This window comes from Sphingosinicella xenopeptidilytica, from assembly GCF_042676985.1.
GTDB lineage: Bacteria > Pseudomonadota > Alphaproteobacteria > Sphingomonadales > Sphingomonadaceae > Sphingosinicella > Sphingosinicella xenopeptidilytica.
Genome location: NZ_JBHTIK010000002.1, coordinates 262,202 through 286,885, shown reverse-complemented (window position 1 = coordinate 286,885; position 24,684 = coordinate 262,202). Strand labels below are relative to the sequence as shown.

Annotated in this window: 30 protein-coding genes; 10 read left to right on the top strand and 20 right to left on the bottom strand. The window is 66.6% G+C overall.

All coding sequences use genetic code 11. The features are described 5' to 3' along the window. The first annotated feature begins 34 nt into the window (after positions 1–34). Complete coding sequence (locus ACFQ00_RS04235; RefSeq protein WP_381486671.1) at positions 35–1,204, top strand: acetyl-CoA C-acetyltransferase; 1,170 nt, start codon at positions 35–37, stop codon at positions 1,202–1,204. Between the two features lie 13 nt (positions 1,205–1,217). Then, entirely contained in the window at positions 1,218–1,967 is a 750-nt protein-coding gene (locus ACFQ00_RS04230; RefSeq protein WP_381486668.1) for a methyltransferase domain-containing protein, read from the top strand. Here the strand turns inward: ACFQ00_RS04230 and ACFQ00_RS04225 are convergent. From ACFQ00_RS04225 to ACFQ00_RS04215, 3 genes are all read right to left on the bottom strand, one after another. Then, on the bottom strand, positions 1,858–2,139 hold the full coding sequence (locus tag ACFQ00_RS04225) for a hypothetical protein (protein WP_381486666.1): 282 nt from the start codon (positions 2,137–2,139) through the stop codon (positions 1,858–1,860). The two genes, ACFQ00_RS04230 and ACFQ00_RS04225, sit on opposite strands and share 110 nt — an antisense overlap. Before the next feature lie 76 nt (positions 2,140–2,215). Beyond that, on the bottom strand, positions 2,216–3,433 hold the full coding sequence (locus ACFQ00_RS04220; RefSeq protein WP_381486663.1) for a spinster family MFS transporter: 1,218 nt from the start codon (positions 3,431–3,433) through the stop codon (positions 2,216–2,218). Between the two features lie 44 nt (positions 3,434–3,477). After that, positions 3,478–5,790: a TonB-dependent receptor gene (locus tag ACFQ00_RS04215; RefSeq protein WP_381486660.1), complete on the bottom strand. Its 2,313-nt coding sequence runs from the start codon at positions 5,788–5,790 to the stop codon at positions 3,478–3,480. Between the two features lie 120 nt (positions 5,791–5,910). Between ACFQ00_RS04215 and ACFQ00_RS04210 the strand changes: the two genes are divergently transcribed. Next, on the top strand, positions 5,911–6,525 hold the full coding sequence (locus tag ACFQ00_RS04210) for a TetR/AcrR family transcriptional regulator (RefSeq protein WP_381486657.1): 615 nt from the start codon (positions 5,911–5,913) through the stop codon (positions 6,523–6,525). Here the strand turns inward: ACFQ00_RS04210 and ACFQ00_RS04205 are convergent. From ACFQ00_RS04205 to ACFQ00_RS04195, 3 genes are all read right to left on the bottom strand, one after another. Beyond that, positions 6,522–7,841 carry a hypothetical protein gene (locus ACFQ00_RS04205; RefSeq protein WP_381486655.1) on the bottom strand — a complete coding sequence of 440 codons (1,320 nt, stop codon included), beginning with the start codon at positions 7,839–7,841 and terminating at the stop codon, positions 6,522–6,524. The genes ACFQ00_RS04210 and ACFQ00_RS04205 overlap by 4 nt on opposite strands. 127 nt (positions 7,842–7,968) lie before the next feature. Continuing rightward, positions 7,969–8,754: a crotonase/enoyl-CoA hydratase family protein gene (locus tag ACFQ00_RS04200; protein WP_381486652.1), complete on the bottom strand. Its 786-nt coding sequence runs from the start codon at positions 8,752–8,754 to the stop codon at positions 7,969–7,971. After that, positions 8,730–9,011, bottom strand: coding sequence for a YciI family protein (locus tag ACFQ00_RS04195; RefSeq protein ID WP_381486649.1), 282 nt, complete (start codon positions 9,009–9,011; stop codon positions 8,730–8,732). Before ACFQ00_RS04195 ends, ACFQ00_RS04200 begins: the two co-directional genes overlap by 25 nt. 120 nt (positions 9,012–9,131) lie before the next feature. On the opposite strand from ACFQ00_RS04195, the gene ACFQ00_RS04190 reads away from it, so the two are divergent. Further along, positions 9,132–9,896 carry a ZIP family metal transporter gene (locus ACFQ00_RS04190; protein ID WP_381486646.1) on the top strand — a complete coding sequence of 255 codons (765 nt, stop codon included), beginning with the start codon at positions 9,132–9,134 and terminating at the stop codon, positions 9,894–9,896. Positions 9,897–9,980: 84 nt separating this feature from the next. Continuing rightward, complete coding sequence (rpmB, locus tag ACFQ00_RS04185) at positions 9,981–10,277, top strand: 50S ribosomal protein L28 (protein ID WP_381486642.1); 297 nt, start codon at positions 9,981–9,983, stop codon at positions 10,275–10,277. A gap of 69 nt (positions 10,278–10,346) precedes the next feature. Here rpmB and ACFQ00_RS04180 read toward each other — a convergent pair whose 3' ends face one another. Both ACFQ00_RS04180 and ACFQ00_RS04175 read right to left on the bottom strand, forming a co-directional pair. Beyond that, positions 10,347–11,318: an esterase-like activity of phytase family protein gene (locus ACFQ00_RS04180; protein WP_381486639.1), complete on the bottom strand. Its 972-nt coding sequence runs from the start codon at positions 11,316–11,318 to the stop codon at positions 10,347–10,349. Between the two features lie 92 nt (positions 11,319–11,410). Next, positions 11,411–11,779: a PRC-barrel domain-containing protein gene (locus ACFQ00_RS04175; RefSeq protein ID WP_381486636.1), complete on the bottom strand. Its 369-nt coding sequence runs from the start codon at positions 11,777–11,779 to the stop codon at positions 11,411–11,413. Between the two features lie 156 nt (positions 11,780–11,935). On the opposite strand from ACFQ00_RS04175, the gene ACFQ00_RS04170 reads away from it, so the two are divergent. Further along, on the top strand, positions 11,936–12,409 hold the full coding sequence (locus ACFQ00_RS04170; protein WP_381486633.1) for a c-type cytochrome: 474 nt from the start codon (positions 11,936–11,938) through the stop codon (positions 12,407–12,409). Here ACFQ00_RS04170 and ACFQ00_RS04165 read toward each other — a convergent pair. Then, complete coding sequence (locus tag ACFQ00_RS04165) at positions 12,384–12,626, bottom strand: hypothetical protein (protein ID WP_381486630.1); 243 nt, start codon at positions 12,624–12,626, stop codon at positions 12,384–12,386. The two genes, ACFQ00_RS04170 and ACFQ00_RS04165, sit on opposite strands and share 26 nt — an antisense overlap. 110 nt (positions 12,627–12,736) lie before the next feature. Further along, positions 12,737–13,360, bottom strand: coding sequence for an acyl-homoserine-lactone synthase (locus tag ACFQ00_RS04160; RefSeq protein ID WP_381486627.1), 624 nt, complete (start codon positions 13,358–13,360; stop codon positions 12,737–12,739). 282 nt (positions 13,361–13,642) lie between these two features. Here ACFQ00_RS04160 and ACFQ00_RS04155 point away from each other — a divergent pair, with 282 nt between their 5' ends. Next, positions 13,643–14,638, top strand: coding sequence for a PEP-CTERM sorting domain-containing protein (locus tag ACFQ00_RS04155; protein ID WP_381486624.1), 996 nt, complete (start codon positions 13,643–13,645; stop codon positions 14,636–14,638). An 18-nt stretch (positions 14,639–14,656) separates the two neighbouring features. Here ACFQ00_RS04155 and ACFQ00_RS04150 read toward each other — a convergent pair whose 3' ends face one another. The 4 genes from ACFQ00_RS04150 to ACFQ00_RS04135 all read right to left on the bottom strand — a co-directional run bounded on the left by ACFQ00_RS04150 (position 14,657) and on the right by ACFQ00_RS04135 (position 17,414). Continuing rightward, the gene (locus ACFQ00_RS04150) at positions 14,657–15,619 is read right to left on the bottom strand and encodes a helix-turn-helix domain-containing protein (RefSeq protein ID WP_381486621.1); all 963 of its coding nucleotides are present in this window, start codon (positions 15,617–15,619) and stop codon (positions 14,657–14,659) included. 61 nt (positions 15,620–15,680) lie between these two features. Then, positions 15,681–16,424, bottom strand: coding sequence for a helix-turn-helix transcriptional regulator (locus ACFQ00_RS04145; RefSeq protein ID WP_381486618.1), 744 nt, complete (start codon positions 16,422–16,424; stop codon positions 15,681–15,683). Between the two features lie 101 nt (positions 16,425–16,525). Beyond that, a complete protein-coding gene (locus ACFQ00_RS04140; RefSeq protein ID WP_381486615.1) occupies positions 16,526–16,999 on the bottom strand; it encodes a nucleoside deaminase in 474 nt (157 codons plus the stop codon). Between the two features lie 115 nt (positions 17,000–17,114). Continuing rightward, positions 17,115–17,414 (bottom strand): hypothetical protein, encoded by a 300-nt coding sequence (locus ACFQ00_RS04135; RefSeq protein ID WP_381486612.1) that lies wholly within the window; start codon positions 17,412–17,414, stop codon positions 17,115–17,117. Positions 17,415–17,584: 170 nt separating this feature from the next. On the opposite strand from ACFQ00_RS04135, the gene hisC reads away from it, so the two are divergent. Both hisC and ACFQ00_RS04125 read left to right on the top strand, forming a co-directional pair. Then, positions 17,585–18,685: a histidinol-phosphate transaminase gene (hisC, locus tag ACFQ00_RS04130; protein ID WP_381486609.1), complete on the top strand. Its 1,101-nt coding sequence runs from the start codon at positions 17,585–17,587 to the stop codon at positions 18,683–18,685. Next, a complete protein-coding gene (locus ACFQ00_RS04125) occupies positions 18,685–19,593 on the top strand; it encodes a prephenate/arogenate dehydrogenase family protein (protein WP_381486606.1) in 909 nt (302 codons plus the stop codon). The genes hisC and ACFQ00_RS04125 overlap by 1 nt, the downstream gene beginning before the upstream one ends. Here the strand turns inward: ACFQ00_RS04125 and ACFQ00_RS04120 are convergent. The 6 genes from ACFQ00_RS04120 to ACFQ00_RS04095 are packed head-to-tail and all read right to left on the bottom strand — an operon-like array spanning position 19,538 to position 24,343. Beyond that, positions 19,538–20,491 carry a DUF2125 domain-containing protein gene (locus ACFQ00_RS04120; protein ID WP_381486603.1) on the bottom strand — a complete coding sequence of 318 codons (954 nt, stop codon included), beginning with the start codon at positions 20,489–20,491 and terminating at the stop codon, positions 19,538–19,540. The two genes, ACFQ00_RS04125 and ACFQ00_RS04120, sit on opposite strands and share 56 nt — an antisense overlap. Then, complete coding sequence (locus tag ACFQ00_RS04115) at positions 20,491–21,174, bottom strand: lysophospholipid acyltransferase family protein (protein ID WP_381486599.1); 684 nt, start codon at positions 21,172–21,174, stop codon at positions 20,491–20,493. Before ACFQ00_RS04115 ends, ACFQ00_RS04120 begins: the two co-directional genes overlap by 1 nt. After that, positions 21,174–21,719 carry a YdcF family protein gene (locus tag ACFQ00_RS04110; RefSeq protein ID WP_381486596.1) on the bottom strand — a complete coding sequence of 182 codons (546 nt, stop codon included), beginning with the start codon at positions 21,717–21,719 and terminating at the stop codon, positions 21,174–21,176. Before ACFQ00_RS04110 ends, ACFQ00_RS04115 begins: the two co-directional genes overlap by 1 nt. Continuing rightward, entirely contained in the window at positions 21,716–22,609 is an 894-nt protein-coding gene (locus ACFQ00_RS04105; RefSeq protein WP_381486593.1) for a cell division protein FtsX, read from the bottom strand. The genes ACFQ00_RS04110 and ACFQ00_RS04105 overlap by 4 nt, the downstream gene beginning before the upstream one ends. Further along, complete coding sequence (gene ftsE, locus ACFQ00_RS04100; protein ID WP_381486590.1) at positions 22,606–23,325, bottom strand: cell division ATP-binding protein FtsE; 720 nt, start codon at positions 23,323–23,325, stop codon at positions 22,606–22,608. Before ftsE ends, ACFQ00_RS04105 begins: the two co-directional genes overlap by 4 nt. 7 nt (positions 23,326–23,332) lie before the next feature. Further along, positions 23,333–24,343 carry a cysteine synthase A gene (locus ACFQ00_RS04095; protein WP_381487837.1) on the bottom strand — a complete coding sequence of 337 codons (1,011 nt, stop codon included), beginning with the start codon at positions 24,341–24,343 and terminating at the stop codon, positions 23,333–23,335. 62 nt (positions 24,344–24,405) lie between these two features. Between ACFQ00_RS04095 and ACFQ00_RS04090 the strand changes: the two genes are divergently transcribed. Then, positions 24,406–24,645 (top strand): hypothetical protein, encoded by a 240-nt coding sequence (locus ACFQ00_RS04090; protein ID WP_381486587.1) that lies wholly within the window; start codon positions 24,406–24,408, stop codon positions 24,643–24,645. Positions 24,646–24,684 lie beyond the last annotated feature (39 nt).

Below are 24,684 nucleotides of genomic sequence, written 5' to 3'. Positions count from 1 at the left end.
ACTACATAGGCCGGGAAATCGGAAAGGATTCCCCATGGACGCAGTCATCGTCGCCGCAAAACGCACCCCGGTCGGCAGCTTTCTCGGCAGCTTCGCGAATACCCCCGCGCACGAACTGGGGCGCATCGCCATTTCCGCGGCGCTCGCCGAGGCGGGCGTGGAAGCCGACGCGGTTTCCGAAGTGATCCTCGGTCAGGTGCTGACAGCGGCGCAGGGCCAGAACCCGGCGCGGCAGGCGGCGATGGCCGCGGGCATCGCCAAGGAAACGCCGGCGTGGAGCGTCAACCAGGTGTGCGGATCGGGCCTCCGCGCCGTCGCGCTCGCCGCGCAGGCGATCGAGAACGGCGACGCCAGCATCATGATCGCGGGCGGTCAGGAATCGATGAGCCTCGCCCCCCATGCCCAGCACCTGCGCGCCGGACAGAAGATGGGCGCGATCGAATTCGTCGACACGATGATCAAGGACGGCCTGTGGGATGCCTTCAACGGCTATCACATGGGCATCACCGCCGAGAACCTCGCCGAGAAATATCAGGTCGACCGCGCGGCGCAGGATGCGTTCGCGGTTGCCTCGCAGAACAAGGCCGAAGCTGCGCGTGCCGCCGGGCACTTCAAGGACGAGATCGTCCCCGTGACGATCAAGGGCCGCAAGGGCGACACGGTCGTCGATCAGGACGAATATATCCGCGCAGGCGCCACGATCGAAGGCCTGCAGGGTTTGAAGCCCGCCTTCAAGAAGGACGGCACGGTGACAGCCGCGAACGCCAGCGGACTCAACGACGGTGCGGCGGCACTTGTGCTGATGTCCGCCGACGAGGCCGCGAAGCGCGGTGCCAAGGTGCTGGCGCGCGTCGCATCGTGGGCGAGCGCGGGCGTCGATCCGGCGATCATGGGCATCGGGCCGGTTCCCGCCTCGAAGAAGGCGCTGGCGAAGGCCGGGTGGAGCGTCGCCGATCTCGATCTCATCGAAGCCAACGAAGCGTTCGCGGCGCAGGCGCTGTGCGTGGGGCAGGAACTTGGCTTCGATCCCGCGAAGCTCAACGTCAACGGCGGCGCCATCGCGATCGGCCACCCGATCGGCGCTTCGGGCGCGCGCATCCTGACGACGCTGCTCCACGAGATGCAGCGCCGCGACGCAAAGAAGGGCCTCGCCACGCTCTGCATCGGCGGCGGCATGGGCATCGCGCTCTGCGTCGAGCGGTAGCACCGACGGCGCCATGAGGCCGGGCCTCGACGCGCTGAGAGCCTATTACGCGGGCGCGGACGGGCGCCGGACCGCGCGGCTGCTCGCGCAGATCGTCGCCCCCGCCGTCCGCACCGATGCCTCGGCGCGGCTGCTCGCGCTCGGTTATCCGGCGCCGTTGCTGCAAGGCCTCGATCCCGCCCGCGTCGAGCGATTGTGCATGGTGATGCCCACCGATCAGGGCGCGCGGGCATGGCCGCGCCGGGGACCATCATGCGCTGTGAGCGCGCGCGAAACCGCGCTGCCTTTCATGGAGGCGCTGTTCGATCAGGCGCTGCTGGTGCACGCGCTCGAATTCGCCGATCCGCCGAAGCTGCTGCGCGAGCTGTGGCGCGTGCTGGCGCCCGCGGGCGAACTCATCCTGATCGTGCCGAACCGCGCGGGGGTGTGGACGCACTTCGAATCGACCCCGTTCGGGCAGGGGCAGCCCTATGGCCGCAACGGACTCGGCACGCTGCTGCGCGAGGCGATGTTCGAGCCCATCGCGTGGAAGACGGCGCTGGTGGCACCGCCGGTGCGTGGCCTCAAATGGCTCGACAGGCCGCTGACACGCCTGCTGCCCGCGCTCGGCGGCATTCACTTCGTGCTTGCACGGAAGACGGACGGGCTTGCGATCAGCCCCGTGGGCCGCGCGCACCGCGCGTCACACGCAGGAGCCGCCGCTCGGCAGCCAGCTCCGGACTTGCCGCGCGAACCCCATCGACGAGCGCCGCCCCGGCCATGAGCACGGCGAGCATACACGCCGCAAAGAGCGCCCAGCCGAAGCCGCCGGGATAGGCATTGAGATACGCCTCGCCGCGCAGCGCCGCACCGAGAGCAAGCGCATAAATGATCACCCCGGCCTCGAAGCCGTTGGTGATCTTGAACAGCCGTCCGATGCGAGCCAGCTTACGCATGGCGTATTGATACCACCGCGGCGACCGTCGCCAAGGTGGAAATTTACAATTCGTTAACTTTTGGCGGCCGAGCGCCTCAGTTGTGCCAATCGCGCTCGATGCGGCGGGAGGCGAGCCAGAGGAAAACGGCGGCGAGGAGGTAGAAGCCGAGGCCGGTGAGGATGGCGTAGCGGAGCGATTCATCGCCGAAGCGGCTGCCGTAGAGGTCGGAGACGGCGCCGAAGAAGAGCGTTCCCGCACCGATGCCGAGGAGGTTGTTGACGAACAGGAAGCAGGCCGAGGCGGTCGCGCGCATCGTGGGCGGCACGAGGCCCTGCACGGCGTTGATGACCGGGCCGAGCCACATCAGCGCAAGCGCCTGCGGCACGAGGAACAGCACGAATGCAAGCGCGAGCGAGGATTGCAGGATGCCCGCCGCATAGAAGGGCACCGCCACGACGAAGGCCGCCGCCGGAACCAGCACATAGGCGCGCTTGCTGGCGCGGCCGAGGCGATCGCCAAGCCAGCCGCCCGCCCACACGCCCGCGATGCCGCCGAAGAACAGGATCGCGCCCATGTACAGGCCGATCTCTGCAAGGCCGAGCCCGAGGCTGCGCCCGAAATAGGACGGCAGCCAGAACATGAGGCCGTAGCCGCACATCGAGCTGCAGGAGGCGCCGAAGGAAATGAACCAGAACGTCGGCTTGCCGACCACGGTGGCGAGCACGTGCCGCACCGGCGGGCGTTCCCCGGCGGGTGGATCGAAACGGCCGCGTTCGGGCTCCGGCACGCCGAGCTTGAACACGGGCACGATGAGGAGCCCCGCAAGGCCCACGGCGATGAAGGCGAAGCGCCAGTCGACTTCGCTCGCGACCCAGCCGCCGAGCATCACGCCGAGCGCCGAGCCTATGGGTATGCCGAACGAAAACACGGCAAGCGCGCGGGCACGCTGATCGGGCGGGAAATAATCGGCGATGAGCGAATAGGAGGGCGCAACACCGCCCGCCTCCCCCACCCCGACGCCGAGACGCGCGAGGAAAAGCTGCCAGAAGTTGCCGGCAAGACCGCACGCCGCCGTGAACAGGCTCCAGAGGCCGAGCGAGATGGCGATGATGCGGCTTCGGCTCAGCCGGTCCGCCGCGACGGCGATCGGGATGCCGAGGCCCGAATAGAAAAGCGCGAAGGCGAGCCCGCCCATCAGGCCGAGCTCCGTATCGGAAAGGCCTAGGTCCGCCTTGATCGGCCCCGCGAGGATGCCGATGATCTGCCGGTCGATGAAGTTGAACGTATAGACGAGCAGAAGAAGCCCCAGCACGCGGGTTTGCGTGCCGGGGCGAGGGTTGGGGGTGGAGGAACCGTTCAGAACTTGTACCCGGCCGTGACGAACACCTGGCGGGGGTTGCCGTAGTAGGCCGTGAGCACGCCTTCGTTGCCGAGCGTCGGGATGAGGGCGCCCGCCAGTGTGCGGTTATAGGCGCCGGTGTCCGGATTCTGGCTGAGGAACACGTAGCCGGAGGTGATGTACTTCTTGTTCAGCATGTTCTTGCCGTGGAGGCCAAGGCTGAAGCGGTCGCTGTCCGACGTCCAGACCAGGCTTGCATCCCAGAGCGAATAGCCCTTCTGGTCGAGCCCCTCGGCGGGCAACTCGAACTGGTAGGTCTTGCTGCGGTAGGAAAGCGTCGTGCTGACATTGAGCGTTCCCGAAGAGACCGGTACAGCGTAGGCGAGCGTACCCGATGCCGTCCACTTCGGCGTGTTCTGCACGTTGCGGCGATCGGCAACGTCGATGCCGCGGCTGTCGATGAACCGCTTGTAGTCGGCATTGATGTAGCCGAGCGCCCAGTTGAAGCTGAGCTGATCATCCGTGGCGCCGAAGCTTTCCGCGAGGATCGCATTGCCTTCGAACTCGATGCCCTGGATGCGCGCCTTGCCGGCGTTCGTCGTCACGCCGATGAAGGTCTGCTGGCCGCCGATGACGGTGCCGACCGAACCGGGGATCTGCACGTCCTTGTAATCGGCGTGGAAGGCCGCGAGGCTGAAACGGACGCGGCGATCGAACAGCGAGGCCTTCCAGCCGATCTCGTAACTGTCCACGGTTTCGGGAGCGAACGAGAGGAAATCGAAGATCTCGTCATAGCTGCGAACACCGTCGCTGTTCGCGTCCGGTGCCGCCGTGCTGACGCCGCGCGGATCGAAGCCGCCGCCCTTGAAGCCCTTGGAATAGCTGGCGTAGAGGTTGTGATCCGGGTTCGGCTTGAAGCTGACCGAGGCGCGCGGGGTGAATTCCTTGAAATTCGCCTTGCCCGTGAAATCGGACGTGGTGGCAAAGAGTGTGCCGCCGCCCCCGAAAAAGGGCGAGCCGCCGCCAAGGTACGTCTGCCTGAGGATCGTCGAGCTGCGCTCGTCCCACGTATAGCGACCGCCGACAGACAGGCTGAACTGGTCGCTGAGGTCATAGGTGAAATCGCCGAAGACCGCGAAGGTCTCCGTATCGACATCGCCGAAGGTGAGCGCGGTGACACCGCCCGGCAGGCGCACGTCGAACGCCGTCTGCGAGCTTGCATCGAGGAAGTATCCGCCTATGAGGCCGCTGAAACCGCCGTTCTGGTAGAGGAACTGGATTTCCTGCGAGAGCTGCTTGTTGTTGTACGTGGCAGGCACATCGACGTTGACCGACGGAAGCGCATCGAAATCGATCGGCGTGCCGCTGTCGTCCTTGCGATAGGAGGTGATGCTGCGCAACGTGACGACATCAGACGGGTTCGCCTCGATGAACAACGCGGTGCCCCACGCCTTCACTTCCTGCTTCGGATCATCAAGTCCGCCGCGGCTGTCGTAAACGTCGTCCAGCACCGGCGTGCCGCTCGTGATCCCGGCGATCAGGCGGTGGCCGCCGCGCGGATTGCTCTTGTCCTTGGTGTAGTCGCCCGAGAGACGGATGAAGACGCTGTCGCCGTGGACCTCGGCAGTGGCGCGGCCCGCCCAGATATCCTTGTTGTAGTTGTCGTCGCCCGTGGTGAGGTTTTTGCCGAAGCCGCCGCGGCTGAGACGCGCGACCGAACCGCCAAGGCGGAGCGTGCCATCGCCCACAGGGATGCTGCCGGTAACGACGAGGTCCGCCTGCTCATCGGTGCCGAGCGAACCACGCAGGCGCAGCATCGGATCGGCAGCGAGCTTCTTGGTGACGTACTTCACCGCGCCGCCGATGGTGTTGCGGCCATAGAGCGTGCCCTGCGGGCCGCGCAGCACCTCGATGCGTTCCACATCATAGATGTCGAGCACGGCCGCCTGCGGACGGTTGAGGTAGACGTCGTCGAGATAGAGGCCGACGCCCGCCTCGAAGCCCGCGACCGGATCCTGCTGGCCGACGCCGCGGATGAAGGCGGTGAGCGTGGTGTTGGTGCCGCGCGACACTTCGAGCGTCACGTTCGGTGCGGCCTGGCTGATTTCGGTGATGTCGAGCGCACCCTGCCGCTCAAGCGCGGCGCCGCTGAACGCGGAGATCGCGATCGGCACGTCCTGCAGGCTCTCCTCGCGGCGGCGGGCGGTGACGACGATCGCGTCCTCGATGGCCTCGCTGGCCGCAGTGTCCTGCGCGAACGCCGGAAGCGGCGCGAACGCGGCAAGCGCGGTGGTGGCGACAAGAACGGAATGAATCGAAATGCGGCGCATTCTTCCTCCCCAATGCTGTAAGGCCGAGCCCGATGGCTCTTGTGTTGAATCGCCAATACTGAAAGTTGAACCACCTTTCAAATTGAATTATGGGGTCGGGAAAGAATGAAGGGGAGCTCGATGCCAACCGATGCAATTCCGCAACACACGGACCGCGAGCCGCGGACCGCGCGCGGGCGCAAAACACAGCGCGCGCTGCTCGACGCCGCCGCGGTCGAATTCGGCGAAAAGGGCTTCCATGAGGGCTCGATCAGCGGGATCACGCGGCGTGCGGGCGTGGCGCTCGGCAGCTTCTACACCTACTTCGAATCGAAGGATGAAATCTTCCGCGCGCTTGTGCGCGACATGTCCGCCCGCGTCGGCCAGCGCGCCGGTGAGGCGATCGCCTGCACCACGGATACGCTTTCGGGCGAGCGCGCGGCGCTGAAGGCTTTCCTGGAATTCGCGCGCGAGCACAAGGAGGTCTACCGAATCATCGACGAGGCCGAGTTCGCGGACCCCGAAAGCTACCGGCAGCACTATCAGGGCACGGCGCGCCGCATCCTCGACAGGCTGAAGGTGGGCGCCGCGCGCGGCGAGATTCGCGAGGACGTGAGCGAGGCCCACGCCTGGGCGATCATGGGCATCAACGTCTTCCTCGGCCTGCGCTACTGCGTGCTCGACGATTCGTCCGACCCGGAAACCGTCGCGACGCTCGCCAACGAGATGATCGCCGAGGGGATTCGGCGGCGCTAGTCTTTGATTGCGGGAAGCGGCGCGGCCTCGATGTCGTGCGCGGGCAGTTCGGTGAGAGCTTCACGGCCTTCGATTGCCGGGCCTTCCTGCGGCAGTGCAGCGGCGGCGCCCCGTGTTTTTCCGACTGACGGGTTGGCGATACCCGCACGAACGGCGGCGGAGATGGTGGGCAGTGTCGCCGAAGGCGGGCGGTAGCCCGGGGTCGCGGCGTCGGGCACCGGCGGCGGCACCACGGTGCTGCCGTCCGACAGCGTCTCGGTGAGCGCAGGAAGCGGGACGGGCTCGTCGATGATATCGCCGGTGCCCGGCAGCACGGCGAGTTCGGGCTCGGAGAAGCCCGGCGCGGGGCCTTGCAGGACCGGACGCAGTTCGCTGGTTGCAGGTCGCGCGGTCTCGGGAAGATGCAGGAACGCGGAGATGCGGTCCCACCCGAAAGTATCGACCGCGTAGGCGAGCGCTGCCGCGATCAGAAGGCCGAGGGCCCCCGTGGCCGCGATGAAGCCGCGCGCGCCGAAACGGCGGCGCGGTTCTTCCGCTACCCACGATTTCATCGGCTGTAGTGCTTCGGGTTCCGGCTCCGCAACCACGATCGGCGCGGGCTGCAGCGGCGTGGTACGCTGCGGCCGCTGCGGCGCTTCGAGGACATAATCGGGCTCCGCCGCGGGAAGCGGCGGGCGGGCGGCGATCGCCGCGAGCACGTGGCGCTGCTCGACGACGACCCCGCCCTCGAACATCGCCTCCAGAAGCGCAGCGCCGGCGATCTGCTTCAGAACGCGCGGATTGCCCGAGACCGCCTCGACAATCGCTTCCTGCGCGGCGACCGTGAACAGATCCGGCCGTCCCGCGGCGGCGGATGCATCGACGAGGAAATCCGCGATTTCGCTGCCCGCCATCGGCGCCAGCCTGACGAGCCGCCCCGGCTTGCCAAGCCGCGAAGATTCGAGCGCGGCAAGCACGGCGGTGACGCGGTGCTGCGCGGCCTTGGCGAGCACGGCTTCAAGCACGCGCGGCGCAGCGGCATCGGCCTCGTCGACGAGGATCGCATCGAGATTGGCGAAATCGGCCTGTGCGGCGAGCGTGGGGCCGGCGAAGCTCGCCGCCGAAACGCCGCGCGCGGCAAGCTCCCGCGCTGCCGCCGCCAGCAGCTGCGATTTGCCCATGCCCGCGGCGCCCGTGAGCGTCACGCCCTCGCACGCCAGCACGGCGTCCACGATTTCCGAGAGTGCCGTCTCGAAGCCATGGTGCAGATAGAGCTGCCCGTGCGGTTCCTGCCGGAACAGCACATGCTTCAAACCGAAATGCCGAAGAACGTCCATGAAGATCCATCGCGCCGTGGGGCCGGTGAAAGAGGAACGCCTACAGACCCGATACGGCGCATGTGCCGCAGCGCGGCCGGAGCGTCAACGTCATGACGTCATGAAAGTCGCCGATTCGGCCTTGCGTTCATTCGATACGGCCACCGCGCCCGGCACCGCCGGCGAAACGCGCTGCGCCCGCCCGACCCTCATCCGAGGCCAGCGTTTCCATGCCGAGCGCGAACTCGCGCGCCATCGCCTCCACTTCCGGTGAACCCCACTGGCCGCGCGCGCTGGCGCGGTCGTTGCGAAGACAGGCCTGCGGGAACGCAGAGATCGTTTCCGCCAGCGCGACCGCGGCCTCCAGAGCCGCACCATCCTCCACGACGCGGTTCGCGAGGCCCCAGCCGAGCGCCTCCTCCGCCGCAACCGCCCGCCCGGTGAGGATCATGTCGAGCGCGTGCGATTCGCCGACGAGGCGCGGCAGCCGCACGGTGCCGCCGTCGATCAGCGGCACGCCCCAGCGGCGGCAGAAAACGCCGAACACCGCCGAGCGCGCGGCGACGCGCATGTCGCACCAGACGGCAAGCTCCAGCCCGCCCGCGACCGCATAACCCTCGATCGCGGCGATCACGGGCTTCGAAAGCACGAGGCGGCTCGGCCCCATCGGTCCGTCGCCCGCGACATCGACGCGGTTTCCGCGTGCGGTGCCCATCGCCTTCAGGTCCGCACCCGCACAGAAATTGCCGCCCGCGCCGGTCAGCACGGCAACCGACAGCGACGCATCGGAATCGAACGCACGGAAAGCTTCGACGAGCGCGGCGGCGGTGGGGCCATCGACGGCATTCCGCGCATCCGGACGATTGATCGTCACGACGAACACCGGGCCACGGTGTTCGCTGAGGACGTTTATTTCGGAAGAACCTGCCGCCATGCCGTTACCGCAACCGAGGCGAACAGCCCGGCCTGCGCATAGGGATCATCCGCCGCGAACTGGATCGCGGCCTTGCGATCATCGAAGTCGATGATGAGCAGCGAGCCGATCGGCCGCCCCTCTTCATCGAGCAGCGGCCCGGCGACGAGGAGGCGATCGCCGACGCTTTCCAGATGTTCGAGGTGCGTGGGCCGGGTTGCGGTACGCAGATCGCCGCTGGCGGGCTTGTCGATGCAGTGGATCGCGAAAAGAGGCATGATTCCCGTCTAGAACGGAAAGATCGGCGATGAAAGAGCGGTTTGCGTGCACCCGGCCCGGCGAGACTTTTGGGATACACTGCGCTATGCCGGGGCATCAGCGAGGCGTGCGGGGGTGCGGTGCCGCAGTGGCTTGAAGCAGGCTTGTGGGGGTTCGGCAGCGGCTGCGCGCTGCTGATCGGCGCCGCGTTCGCGACGCTCCGCCGCCCGTCGCAGCGGCTGATCGCGGTGGTGATGGCGTTCGGTTCGGGCGTGCTCATCTCCGCCGTCGCCTTCGACCTGATGGACGAGGCCTATCGCCAGGGCGGCTTCGATGCTGCTGCCGTGGGCTTCCTGGGCGGCGCGATCCTCTACACCGCCGCCAACATCGCGATATCGCGCCGGGGCGCGCAGCACCGCAAGCGATCCGGCTACAACCCCGGCGAAAGCCAGACACCGGCCGCGGAGAGCGGCGGGCTCGCCATCGCCGTCGGCGCACTGCTGGACGGTATCCCCGAATCGATCGCGATCGGCGTCAGCCTGCTCGACGGCACGGGCGTCAGCCTCGTGATGGTCGCCGCCGTGTTCCTCTCGAACGTGCCGGAGGGGCTTTCCAGCGCCGCCGGGATGCGCGCGGCGGGGCGCGGGCCAACATATATCTTCGGCGTTTGGGGCGGCATCGCGCTTGCCTCGGGGCTGGCAGCGATGCTCGGCAACCTGCTGCTCGCGGGCGCCGACCCGAACGTGCTCGCCGCGACCACGGCGGTTGCGGCAGGCGGCATCCTCGCCATGCTCGTCGACACGATGATCCCCGAGGCGACCGAGGAAACGCCCGAATTCGCAGGGCTCATCGCGGTGACTGGATTTCTGTTCGCCTTCGTGCTTTCGAAGCTCGGCAGCGGATGAGCGCGGTTGACGGGGAGGCCTGCCTCCCCTATAGGCGCCCACTTTCAAGCCACGGCTGAAACACAAGATTCGAGGACGAAAAGCATGTCGCGCGTTTGCGAGCTGACCGGTAAGGGCCGCCAGGTGGGTCACAATGTGTCCCACGCCAACAACAAGACCAAGCGGGTGTTCCTGCCGAACCTCCAGAACGTGTCGCTGATTTCCGACGCGCTCGGCCGCACGGTTCGCCTGAAGGTTTCGACGCACGGCCTGCGCTCGGTGGAGCACAATGGCGGCCTCGACAACTGGCTGGTCAAGACGCGCGACGAGAAGCTGAGCCTGAAGGCCCGCCGCCTGAAGCGTGACATCAAGAAGAAGCTGAACGCCGCCACAGCCGCCTGAGCGGGTTCATTTTCGAAGATTTCGAAGGGCCGGTGGAGATGATCCGCCGGCCCTTTCTCTATGCGGGGCTTACGGGAGCAACTCGAACTTCAGAAGCAGCGTGCGCTGCGCGGCGTTGAAGTTGTCGTCGCTGACGAGATAGATGAACACGCGCCCGTCCTCGCGGCGGATGTCGATCCCCTCCATGTTGTCGATGCTGACAGGCGGCCGCAGCCGCGTGATCTCGCGGCCCTGCACGGTGGCGCCTTCCTTGATCTCCACGAGCGGCACCTCGACGAGCGCCATCGCCACGCCGGTAAGCGGCGAGAACGCGCGGTTCAGGATGATGAGGCGTTCATCATCGAGGAGCGCGGCGTCGGTCGGCGAGAAATTCGCGGGCGGGCGGTAACGGAATGCAAGGTTCGCGCGCGTGCCTTCCGGGCGCTTCACCGCGCCGATGGCGATCGCGGGCCGGTCGCCGCCGTCCGGCGCCTCCTCGGCGATGACGAGCGGTACGCCGCCGGGCAGCATGACAAGCGTCTCCGCGCCGCCGTTCAGCGGCCAATCCTTCATTTCGGGAAGCGTGTAGACCTGCCTTGCGCGCCATTCCGGCTGCCCCAAAGGCACCACCCACAGGCTGTTGGACCGCTCGAAACCGACGAGCGCCTCCGCGCCGCCGGGACTGAGCACGAGCGATTCCGCATCGCGCGCCGCCTTGGCCCCGGCCGCACCTTCGCGATCGAGAAGCGCACCGCCACGGACATTTTCGATGCCGACGAGCCGGCCGTTCCGCTCCACGCGGTCGAAGCTGAGGAGAAAACCGGCATCACCGACCGCATAACAACGATCCGGGCAGCGTAGCCCCGAGAGGCCGCCGAACCATGACGTCGCCGAGCGCAGCGCCACACCGCCCGCATAGCTGAGGCGTCCCTCCCCCTGCCTTGCAGCGTCGCGCGCATCGAAGGGCACGGCGATGCTTTCGACGGCAAGCGGCTCAATGGCGGGCGGGGCGGCGTTGCCGCAGGCGGCGATGGCGAGCGAAAGCAGGACGGGGACGCGCATGGGCAAGCGGCATAAGCGGGGCCAACGGCGAATGCAAACAGCGGCCCGCGGGCAAAGGAGACCGCGAGCCGCTGCAGGCGTCTATCCGGGGATTACCAGTAGGGGTTCACACCGTAATGTGAATAGACGCGGTGCTGATACGCGCGGTCGAGCGCCGTATCCGTATTCGCCTCGTCGAACGTCGGACCGCTGCGAAGCTGGTCTTCGGTAACATCGAGACGGTAGCCATCCACATCCGTGTCGTACTTCAGCGTCGACCACGGCAGGCTGTGATACTGCTCGCCGATCCCCAGGAAGCCGCCGACGGAGACCACGGCGTCCGTCACACGGCCCCCACGTTTCTCGATCATCAGCGACTTGACCGACCCGATCCGTTCGCCGTCGCGGGCATAAACGGAGGTGCCGTCCACCTTCTCCGAAGAGATGAGGTCGTTGGTCTCGCGCGTTCTTTCGTTCTGCATGATGAGCTCTCCTCCTTTGGATGTGCTTGATCAACGGAGGCATCCCCGGCCTGTTCCCGCCATCGGGACGAGCCGTGCACCAAAACGCGCGGTTCATCGCATCCGCCCCGTTGACGCGCGCCGCGCAGACGGCATTGTGCGCGCGAGGAGACAGGTATGCGCATCGGAATTCCGGGAGTTACGGCACGGCTGGCAATGATCGCGGTGGCGGGAGGCCTTGTCCTCGCCGGGTGCGAGAAGAAAAAGGACGCGGAAAAACCGGTCGAAAGCGAAACGGCCGCGTCGCAGCCGTCGCAGACGCCTGCGGCCGCGCCCGCCGCGCGGCTGCCCGAGGGCAATCCGCCGCCGCCCTCCGAACTCTCGCGCGACGTCCCGGCCATCACGCGCGGCAAGGCGCTCGCCGAAGCGAACTGCACACGCTGTCACGCGACGCAGGCGGGACAGACGAGTTCGCACGCCTCGGCACCATCATTCGCGACGCTGTTCACGAACTACCCGCCCGACTACATCGCCGAAGCTTTCGCGGAAGGCGTGTTCGTCGGCCACGGCGACATGCCGGCGTTCGAGTTCTCGCCCGAGCAGATCAACGACCTCGTCGCCTATCTCAAGACGCTCGGTCCTCCGGGCTGAGCGGATCGCAGAGCGCCGGCAGGCGGCGCGCATCGTCGACACCGTCTGCAAGGCGCTTCAGCACAACGTCGAGAAGCGCGCGGCCCGCCATCCGCGCATCGTCGTCCTGCCCCGCGTCGAACAATCCACCGACATTGATGGCATCGAGCAGCGCCTTCGCCTCGCTGACCCGCCCGGCCAGCGCAAACGCCGCGCACGACTGGCAATTACTGCACATTCGATTTGCCGATTGGCATCTCACGGAAACGCACGGCATCGCGCCGCGAATCCGCGACTCTGGTGTCCAGCATGTTTCGAACCCGCCACCCCTTTCGGGGCGACGCCTCCTCAGGCAACCGCTGAAAGCGCCTCTTCGGACGGCAGCAGCGATTCCTTCACCCCCCAGTTGCGGCGGATCAGCGTCAGCGTTTCAGGCGTGACGTTGATCCGCATCGCGGCGATCGATTCCGTGCCGTCCTCGCGCGGCAGGCCGAGCAGCTCGATATCCCAGCCCACCGACAGGATCGTGGGTACCCAGCTCGAATGCGTGACGAAGATCAGCTGCTTGATATCGCGCATCAGCGCGAACTCGATCGCGGCGACCGTGATGTTCTTGCGGCCCGTCCACTGGGCGAGCTTGTCCTTCACGTTCGGATTGGCGCACAGGCGCGTCATCTCCCACGCGGTATCGTCCGCCGGGACCGGGCTCTGCACCATATCCGCGAAATGCTCCGCCATCAGCGTCGGCACCGAGCACGGCAGCAAGCGGATCGAGGCGACGTGGTTGCCCTCCGCATCCACGTCGATGATGTAGATGGCGTCGTCGGTGTCGTACTGGTCGATTTCCTTGTCGCCGACGACCGGGATGTTCCACTTCAGCCAGTCCACGAACACGCGCTTGCGGTCCTGGTGCATCTGATCGATGAGCGCCCGATATTGCGACTTGTTCTTCGCCGTTATGAACTTGATCATAGCCCCCTCACGAAACACCGCGCCGTACAGCGCACCAGCAGTATTTCCTTCTTAACTCAAAAATATGCATGGTTACTATCCCGGTAACTACCGGGGGCGATTTATAAAGTGCGGCACCCCCTTTCACCAGCCCGACGCCCGCCTGCGCACGGGCAGGATCACGCAGAGTCGCGTAGCGCCAACAAGGGAGTCGCATCCCGTCAATACGGCTGCCGTTCGAGCGGTTATCAGCACCGAAGATTAACGGGCGAGCCGCTTCGCCCATTTTGAGGTGCTATCGCAATGAACCGCTATGGATTTCCGAGCCTTGCCGCGCTGAAGGGACACACTGCAGTTGCCGCTCTCCTGTTGCTCGGCTCGGCAATCGCAAACCCCGCGCTGGCTGGCGCTCAACTTAAAGCGGTCGTAAAAACCGGTGGCAGCCACGCAGCGCTGGTCACATTCGACCCGGTCACGGGCGAGAACGTCGGCGGTGCGCATCTCAACACCGACGGCGCCAGCTACGACTTCGACAGAATCGGATCGATCACCGCCGCGCCTGACGCCACCATCCGCGGGGTCGTGAAAACCGGCGGCAGCCATGCCGCGCTGGTTACCTTCGACCCGGCCACGGGCGAGAACATCGGCGGCACGCACCTCAACACCGAGGGCGTCAGCTACGACTTCGACAGAATCGGATCGATCACCTACGCTTCCGACGGCACCATCCGCGGGGTCGTGAAAACTGGCGGCAGCCATGCCGCGCTGGTTACCTTCGATCCGGCCACGGGCGAGAACATCGTCGGCACGCACCTCAACACCGGCGGCGTCAGCTACGACTTCGACAGAATCGGGTCGATGGCCTATGCCTCCGACGGCACCATTCGCGGCGTCGTGAAAACCGGCGGCAGCCACGCAGCGCTGGTCACATTCGACGGGCTTACCGGCGAGAACATCGGCGGCGTCCACTTGAACGACCTTGGCGTGAGCCTCGACTTCAGCGACGTCGGCTCCATCCTGTTTGCGCCCGACGGCACCTTCCAGGCGCTCGTGCGCAGCGCCGGCAACTTTGCAGCGCTGGCGACCTTCGACTTGGCGACCGGCACGCAAATCAGCAAAACCTACCTCAACGTGTCGGGTGTGAACTATGATTTCGACCGCCTCGGTTCGCTCATTTACGTCACGTTGAGCGACGGCGTTCCCGGCGATGTTCCTGAGCCCGCCTCTTTGGCGCTGGTGATCTGCGGCCTCGGCGCGGCAGGTATTGCCATGCGACGCAGGCCGGTAAGCCGGGCTTAGGCAAACGAAGGCGCCGCCTCAGCGGACGTCGCCGGGCCTGAGGCCATATTCCTGACGGAACGCCCGATTGAGCGCGGACGCTTCGGGAAAACCGCACTCGAGCGCGATCGAAAGGATCGTGCGGCTCGCGCTGCGCGGATCTTCCAGCAGCGCCCGCGCCTTCGCCACCCGCGCGCGCCGGAGCATGTCGTTGAAATGCAGGCCTTCGCGCGCGAGGATGCGCTGAAGATGACGCGGCGTGACGTTCTGCCGGGCTGCGATCCATTCCAGCCGGAGGTTGCTGTTGCCGAGATGAGCGGCGATTTCGGCCCTGATGCTGTTCAGCCGAACGGCGGCAACCGTTGTCTCTTCCGCGTGCTTCCGGAAATCGGCCGAGGCACCGATCGCGAGCGACATCATCTCCTGCAGTTGCCGCACGACCATTTTTTGCTGGGTCGCGCCGGCCAACGGCTCGGTTTCAAGAATGCGCCCATATCGTTTCAAGAGCGACAACATCGGCGTGCCCGCCGGCAGGGAAAGGACAGGCGCCGACCCAAGGCCCGGGACCATCGCGGCAATATCCGCATGAGGGACACGGAGCGCCCACGCATGTCCCGCATCAGGGTGCACAATGCGCATTTCCCTCGCCTGCGAAAACAGAACCGCCTCTCCGGGCCGGACTTCAAGATCGTTCGCGCCTCGCGCCTGTATGATCATACGGATATCCGGCACCACAAGCATCAGGTCGTCCTGACCGTCCTGGGCGAGCGTTGCGGTGCGTGTCGTCACGACCGCGGATGCATAGGCGCTTCCCCAGCTCGCCCCGGGCACAACGCACAGGCCCGCAGAATAATCGATCGGCGTTTCCGCAACGAGCGATTCAACCTCTACGCGCATCATGTCGGCGAGATAATCGCGCATTGCATGAAGACGGATGTCGGTGGGAAGAGCCTTGGTTGAGAAGGTGATCGCCGATGCGTTTTCCGCAGTCTCTGACGCCATGGCTACTTTCCGGTGTTGTCGGCCTGCACTCTAAACAAGCCATGCGGGCTAACAAGACGGCTCAGCTCAGGATATCCGCGAAGCTGAGCTGGCCGTTCCAGAGCACGCGCGCGAGCAGCTGCTGGCGGGTCGCGACGCCATAGCGGCGCTTGGCGATCTCGATATGCTCGTTGCACGTCTTGGGGCTGATGCCGAGCAGCCGCGCCATCATCGCGTCGCTCTTGCCGCGCGCGTAAAGCACGATGCAATCGAGCTGGCGCGGGGTGAGCGCCGCCGCCGGGGGCAACAGGATCGGCTCGTGCGTGCTGATGCGGCGTGCCGCCTCGAACGCGAACCAGCCGACCGATTGCGCAGCGGCCGCGCCATAATGATCGTTGCGACGTTCGCGGCGCGTCGCGAACGAGCAGAGGCCGACCGTAGTGCCGCCCTTGGGCATCGGAACGGTGAAGCCGTCGAGCAGGCCTTCATCGCGCGCGACACGCATCACGTCGCGCTGGCGTTCGCTCAGCACGACCATTTCGGGAATATGCTTCCACGGGAAGCCCGCAACCGCGATCTCGCAGGCCGCGAACACCGGATCATCCACCCAGTAGGCGCGGTCGCGCACCATTTCCACCCACGCACCCGGATAGGTGGTGAGCTGCACGGTTTCGGCCGGCACGCGGTTTTGCCGCGGCGAATGCAGCAATGCGAAACAATCGAAACCGAGCTCTTCGGTGATGGCTTGTGTAAGATCGGTCAGGGTCAGCAGGTCGTCGGCCTTCTTGGCCTTGTCCACGAACGCCTGCACTTTTTTGAACAGCATTTCTCGTCCCTTGCGGTGACGACCCCTTGCACTCCCGGAACCCATGATTCGGATAAAATCTATCCGGCATCGGCACTTAGACTCAAATGTTGAGGCGAGTGTTAACGCCGCGCCGCAAAAAATTCGCGCAGCAGCGCCGCCGCGGGGGACGCGGAAATGTCCGGGTACACCTCCGGCCGGTGATGACAGGAGGCGGCCGCGAAGATACGCGGGCCATGTTCGACGCCGCCGCTCTTGGGATCGGACGCGCCGTAGTAGAGCCGCCGGATCCGCGCCGCGCTGATCGCCGCCGCGCACATCGGGCACGGTTCCAGCGTAACATAGAGGTCGCATCCGGTAAGCCGCTCGGAGCCGAGGCGCGCGGCGGCTGCGCGGATCACCAGCATCTCGGCGTGCGCGGTGGGATCCGAATGTTCACGCGTCCGGTTGCCGTCCGCCGCGAGCACGGTTCCATCCGCATCGACGATGACGGCGCCCACCGGAACCTCGCCGCGTGCCGCCGCCGCCCGCGCCGCGCCGAGCGCCACGCTCATCGGACCTTCCTGCCCCGGATTCGCTTCGTACTTGGTGCCCATGCCGATGCTGCATAGAGCATCGCGGTGCAGCGGTCATCGGGTGCTCGGAACTCGAAATACTGAGCGCCCCGGCGGAGGGGGATTCCGGCCGGGGCGCTCGACGGCAACAGCAGGCTTATTGCTTGGCGCTGCCGTCGTCTCCGGCCGGTTTGATATCCACCGTCGGAACGTCGATTTCGACGTTGTCGGTTTTCACGTCGACCTCGGGGACCGGAACGGTTGCCTTTTCGGTACCGATATTGATCTCGCCGGTTTCGACCTGAACCTCCGGTATCTCACCGCCCGTGACGCTGACTTCGGGCGTCTTCAGATCGCCGCTCGCATCCACGTTGAACAGGCCCAGCGCATAACCCACCACGGCCAGCAGAACGATCACGGCAACAACGATCACTATGGTGCGACTGCCTTTATCCACGGCACGTCTCCCTGTTGTTTCCACTGAGCCGCCAACGCGTGGCCCGCGCGTTTGGTTTCATCCATTGTTTCAGGGTCGACACGATTTTCCGCCCGCGTTCTCTTGCAACCGCGCGCCGCATCGTCCAATGCCCGTGCCGTTCGAACCCGAGAGCAGGAAAGCCGGAAACGATGACTGAGGCCCCGACCGCGAAGCCCTGGATCAGCGCCATCGAGGCTTATGTGCCGGGCCGCGCGAACGCCGCACCGGGCGTGACGCTCGTCAAGCTCTCCTCGAACGAGAACCCGCTCGGCGCGAGCCCCAAGGCGATCGAGGCGATGCGCGCCGCCATCGGCAAGGCCAACCGCTATTCCGACGGAAGCAGCCACGACCTGCGGGAAGCCATCGCCGCGGCACACGGCATCGAAGCGGATCGCATCGTGTGCGGCACCGGCTCCGACGAGATCCTGCAATGCCTTGCACTTGCCTACGCAGGTCCGGGCGACGAGGTGCTGTTTTCGCGCCGCAGCTTCATGGTCTACCCGATCGCGGCGCAGCGCGCGGGCGCCACGCCCGTTGAAGCCCCGGACACCGATTATACGGCCGATGTCGATGCACTGCTTGCCGCCGTCAGCGAACGCACGAAGCTGGTCTACATCGCCAACCCCAACAACCCTACGGGAACGCTGATCTCAGGGGCCGAAATGAACCGGCTGCACGCCGGCCTTCCGCCGCACGTGCTGCTGGTGATCGATTCCGCCTATGCCGAATACGTCGACGACCCCGAGTATGACGACGGTATCGCGCTCGCCCGCACGTATCCAAACGTCGTGACGACGCGCACCTTCTCCAAGATCTACGGGCTTGCCGCGGAACGCATCGGCTGGGCCTACGGTGCGCCGGACGTGATCGACATGGTGAACCGTATCCGTGGCCCGTTCAACGTCACGAGCGCGGGGCAAGCCGGTGCGGTCGCGGCGCTGGCCGACCCGGACTGGCTGGCGAAGTGCCGCACCGACAACGCCCGCAACCGCGCGGCGCTCGTCGAAGCGGTGGAGGCGCTTGGCAACAAGGGGCTGGGCACAGTGCCTTCGGCCGCCAACTTCGTCCTCGTGACGTTCCCCGAAACGGGCGCGCACACGGCCGGGGCGGCGAACGCCTACCTCACCGAGCGCGGCTTCCTGACGCGCTGGCTGCCGAACCAGGGCCTCGGCCACGCGCTGCGCATCTCGATCGGCACGGACGAGGAAACGCAGGCCGTGATCGCGGCGCTGCGCGCCTTCCTCAGCTGATGCTGCCCTTCTCTCGCGTCGCCATCATCGGGCTCGGGCTCATCGGTTCGTCGCTCGCGCGCGCCGTGCGGCTGCACATGCCGACCGTGCACCTCGTCGGCTACGACGGCAGCGACGCGGTGCGCGCGCGTGTCGATGATCTCGGCCTCGTCGACGATGTCGCCGACACACCCGGCGCCGCCGTGATCGACGCTGATCTTGTCGTGCTGTGCGTACCAGTGGGTCAGATGGGCGCAGCAATCGAGGAAATGCGCGACGACCTGCCCGAAGGCGCCATCGTCAGCGATGTCGGATCGGTGAAGGCGAGCGTCGCTGCACTCGCCGGGCTGCTGCCCGAAGGCGTGCACTTCATCCCCGCGCACCCGGTGGCGGGCACCGAAAAATCGGGGCCGGACGCGGGCTTTGCTGAACTGTTCCACCAGCGCTGGTGCATCCTGACGCCGCTTCCGGGCACGGACGAGACGGCGATCGAGCGCCTTGCGGAATTCTGGCGGCGGCTCGACAGCAAGGTAGAGACGATGGACCCGCAGCACCACGATCTGGTGCTCGCGGTGACGAGCCACCTGCCCCACCTGATCGCCTATTCGATCGTCGGCACCGCTTCCGACCTTGAAGGCGTCACGCGGTCCGAGGTGATCAAATACTCGGCGGGCGGCTTCCGCGACTTCACGCGCATCGCCGCGTCCGATCCCCAGATGTGGCGTGACGTGTTCCTTGCCAACAAGGACGCGGTTCTAGAGGTGCTGCAGCGCTTTACCGAAGACCTGACCGCGCTTCAGCGTGCGATCCGCTGGGGTGACGGCGACACTTTGTTCAACCTCTTCACGCGTACCCGCGACATCCGCCGCACGATCATCGATGCGGGACAGGACACGGCGGCTCCTGACTTCGGACGGGACCACCGGTAGCGCCTTCGGGCTCGCCGACGACGAACCCCGCCGCGCTGTCTCCGGTGAGCGCCATCGTGCGGGCACGGCGCGCGCGATATTCAGCAGCCGGGGCCGCGCCTTCGAGAAGCGCCTTCACCGTGAACGGACATTCGCTCCTGATCGTGCCGGAGACGGCGATGCGGCCATCGGGGAGCGGTGCGAGCGTGGCGTCGATATCGGCGAGCGGCTTGTCCTGCGCGAGAAGCTGCGCGCCTTTCACCTCGATCGTGCCGCCGTTCCGCCAGCCGTCTATCGCGCCGATCGGCGCGCGCGCGGTCACGAACAGCGGAATGTCGATGCCGAGGCTGGCACCGGCGCGGTCCAGCGTTCCGGCGATGCGCGCCTCGGCCTGAACCGGCAGCGTCGGAGACGTCCCCTGCGGCTCGCCACCGGGCGTTTCGCGCAGGTGCAGCTCGAAATTCTTCGCGTCGAACGGCCCGCCCGTGAACGGCAGCCACACCTTCGCGGTTTCGAATTGCATCGACAGGCGTTCGAGCGTGTCGCCCGGCCGCCGCACGCTCGCCAACATCGCCGGCGCTTCGACATCGAGACGCATTCCAGCGAGCCGCGTGAGCGCGATCTGCAGGCGCGGCTGCTCCGCCACGATCACGACATGCCCCGTTCGCCACGGCTGACGATTGACGACCATGGAAGACGCATGTGCCGCAAACGAAAGCTCGCGCGTCTGCCGCCGGACCGCGATGTCGGCCGCGCGTGCCTCGATCCGGTACGGGAAGCCTGCCGTCTCGACGGGCACGCCGACCCGCGCGGCCACGACCTCGCCGAAGGCTTTCGCCTCGCCCTGCCAATACAGCCAATACGCGACGAGCCCCAGCAGCAGCGGCAGCACCGGCACCCAGAACGGCAGGCGACGCATCACGGCACCTCGTTGATGGCGGCGTGCAGCCGCGCCTCGAACGTCTTGCGGTCGAGCCCGGCGGGAATCACCTCGCCGAAACGCATGGTGATCGTGCCGGGCCGCTTCCAGAAACTGCGGCGCGGCCAAAGCGTTCCCGAATCGAGCGCAACGGGAACGACCGGCAGCTTCATCAGCCTGTAGAGCCCCGCCACGCCGGGCTTCAGTGGCGGCGCCTCACCCACCGGCGTACGCGTGCCTTCGGGGAAGATCACGATCTCGCGGCCTTCGGCGACCGCCTGCTCGGCAACGCGAAGCATCGTGCGCATCGCCGCCGAAGACGCATCGCGATCGACCGGGATCGAGCCGTGACGGCGCGCGACCCAGCCCCAGACCGGAATCTGCATCAGCTCCGCCTTCATCACGACGGCCGGCCATTTGAAAAGGCGCGGCGCGGCCATCGTTTCGTAAGCCGCCTGATGCTTCATCGCGACGATCACCGGGCCTTTCGGCGGTTCACCGACGATCTTCAAGCGCACGCCCGCGATCCGCGACGACGACCACAGGAAGAACGCCGACCAGCGCCGCGCGCCGACGTGCGCACGGCGGCGCGAGATCAGCGCATCAAACCCCGCGGCAATCACGAGGAGCGCACCCACGACATAGAAGACAAGGGCAAAGGCAATCGAACGCAACACAACCATCAGGCCTCACCCAGTAGCAGCAGCAGGCGCCGGAACAGGAACTTGCTGTATTCAAGCGCGAGCAGGCGCGCAGAGAGGCGCGCAGGGACCGCATCGGGAACGAGCGTGACCCCCGCGCCTATGCGCGCGCGCGCTTCCGCCGTCGCGCGCTTGATGTGGAACTGCGAGGTGACGAGGCGCACGGACTTGTATTTGTGCTGCTTCACCCACGCGGCCATCTCCTCGCCGTTGCCGCGCGTGTCCGCGGCCTCCTTGCCGAGATCGATGCAGCATTCGAACACGTCCGCCGGCACGTTCAGCTCGACGGCGAGCTCGATCGGCCGGACGCTGGCATCGACGCCCGAGATGAGCAGCCGCTCCGCCTTCTCCGCGCGCAGCAGATCGACGCCGCGCGCGATGCGGCCGGGGCCGCCGGTGAGCACGACGATGCCTTCGGTGCGGATGTCATCCGGCGCGGGTTCGGGCAGGCTGAGCACAAACCAGACGAAACCCGCGATCCATGCGAGCGCGAGCAGCATGGCGGAGCGCACGAGAACCGCGGTCATAACTGCTGCCTCAGCCTCCGTCCGACAGTGATGCGTACCGTGAGGATCGTGAGCAGCGCCACGAGCAGCGGCACGGCGGCAAGCGCCGTCCAGCCGAGCGGCGACAGGCTGACTTCACCCGCAAGCCCGCCGCCGAACTGGCCGAGCAGATTGCCGATGACGATGATGACGGCGAGCCCCGCGATCGCGCCGATCACGCCCCCGACGAGGCCCTGAATGGCATAGCGATATTCGAACAGCGCCGCGACGGTGCGATCCTCGGCGCCCATGATGTGCAGCGTCTCGATCGTCGGGCCGTGCGTGCTGAGCGCGGCGCGGACGGAGAGCGCGACGATCGCCGCGGTCGTGGCGACGACGAGCACGCCGATCGAAACGGCAAGCCATTTCAGCACCTCGACGACCCCCGCGAGCGGGCGGAACCACTGGGCGTGCGTGTCGATGCGGGCGGTGGGGGCGAGTGCGCGAACGGCCTCGCCGATCGCGGCCATGTCGCCCGTACCGGTCTTCCAGCGCGCATCGATCATCGTCGGAAGCGGCAGCTCCTCGCCGATGTTGCCGGAGCCGAGCCACGGCTCGACCAGCGCACGCAGTTCGCTGTCGCCGAGCACGACGACGTCCGCGAGATCGGCACGCGCGCGCAGCAAAGCGGCGACGGCCGCGGTCTGCTCGCGCTTCAAATCAGGGTTCGGCTCGACGATCTGCACGGTGAAGCTGCGCGAAAGCCCCCCGGTGAGCGCAGCCGCACCATTCGAAAGCGCCATGCCGCCCGCGAGTGCGAGCGTTGCGAGAAACGTCATCATGCCGATGATCCACGGCAACGCGCCGCCTGCCCAGCGCCCTTCGGGCAGGAACCGATAGCGCTGCGCGCGCGGTTGCAGCCACGCGATCATGCGCGAAGCTCCGCGGGCTCGACCGGCGGCGGGTTGCGCAGCACGCCCATCGGATCGAGCATCTCGCCGCGATCGAGCCGCAGCGTGATTGCGGAAGGCACGCGCGACATCAGGTGCAGCGCGTGCGTCGCCACCACGACCGTGGTGCCGAGGCGGTTGAGTTCATGGAACAGGTGCAGGAGCCGCCCGGCCATCTCGGGATCGACGTTGCCGGTGGGCTCGTCGGCAAGCAGGATATCGGGCCGCGCGATCACTGCGCGCGCGATGGCGACGCGCTGTTGCTCGCCGCCCGAAAGCACGGCGGGGCGCGCATCGCGCCGCTCGGCGAGGCCGACCCATGCCATCAGCTCGTCGACATGCGCCTTCACCTCCGCCTCGTGCACGCCCGCGATGCGGAGCGGCAGGGCGATATTGTCGAAGGCGGTGAGGTGCTCGATCAGGCGGAAATCCTGAAGCACGACGCCGATGCGGCGGCGGAGCGCAGGGAGCGCCGTGCGCGGCAGGCTGGTGATATCACGCCCGAACATGTCGATGCGGCCGCGCGACGGGCGCTGCGCGAGATAGAGCAGCCGGAGGAGCGAGGTCTTGCCCGCGCCCGACGAGCCGACGAGGAACATGAACGCGCCGGTTTCGAGCCGGAAACCGATGTCGCGCAGCACCTCCGCGCCCGTGCCGTAGCGCAGGCCGACATTGTCGAAGCGGACGATGGTGCTCATCCGGGTATCACGGCTTGGCAAGCCAGTCCGGCACCGGCAGGCCTTTTTCCGCCAGCCACGCGGGATTGTAGAGACTGGAGAGATAGCGCAGCCCGGAATCGCAAAGCACGGTGACGATCGTGTGACCCGGCCCCATCTCGGCGGCGAGCTTTTCCGCGCCGACGATGTTGATGCCCGAGGAAAGCCCTAGGCTGATCCCCTCCTCGATAAGCAGATCGTGGATGGCGCGGAGCCCCTCCTTGTCCGTCACGCGGAACTGCGTATCGACCGGCGCGCCGTCGATGTTCGCCGTGACACGGCCCTGCCCGATGCCTTCGGCGAGCGACGAGCCCTCCGGCTCCAGCACGCCGCGCGAAAACCACGAATACATGGCCGCGCCGTAGGGATCGGTGAGCGCAATACGGATCTCCGCGTTCTTCGCCTTGAGGCCTATCGCCGTGCCCGCGAGCGTGCCGCCGGTGCCCACAGAACAGGTGAAGCCGTCCACAGCGCCGCCGGTATCCGCCCAGATCTCCTCGGCGGTGGTCTCGATATGCGCCTGCCGGTTCGCGAGATTGTCGAATTGCCCGGCCCAGATCGCGCCCGGCGTTTCCTCCGCGATGCGCCGCGAGCGATGCTGGAAATGCTCGGGGTCGGCATATTTCGTCGGCGGCACCAGCACCAGCTCGGCGCCGAGCGCGCGCAGCGTCGCCATCTTTTCGACCGACTGGTTCGAGGGCATAACGATGATCGTGCGATACCCCTTGGCGTTCGCCACGACGGCAAGCCCGATGCCGGTGTTCCCGGCCGTGCCTTCGACAACGACGCCGCCGGGTTTCAGCCGGCCTTCGCGCTCCGCCGCCTCGATCATGTAGAGCGCCGCACGGTCCTTCACCGAGCCGCCGGGATTGAGGAACTCGCACTTGCCGAGGATCGTGCAGCCGGTCCGTTCGGATGGGCCGCGCAGGCGGACAAGCGGCGTACCGCCGATAAGCTTCAGGATATCGTGCGCTGGCGCGCGGGAGGCGTGACTTGGCATGGTGAATGCAAGGCTTACCGACGCGCGCCGCCCCATGCAATCGCGCCTTCATGACAGGGTGCATGAAAGATCGGCGGCGCATTTCTGCGCCGCCGGCAAAGTCGGTTTGGGGGAACCGCAGCGCGCAGGAAAAGACCTCCGCGCTTCGAGAATCTGAGCCTAGCGCACGTGCGGGTCAGATTCGTGACGAAATCCAAAAACTCGTGGCTGAAATTGCCACACTGCTGGTCTGGACCGCGATCGTTTCAGGCTTCTTCAGCCTGAAACGTGAATCGCTGTCCAAAGCTAATAATAGAGACTGATTCACGTTTGGGATGAAAGCGCACTGCGCTTCCATCCCA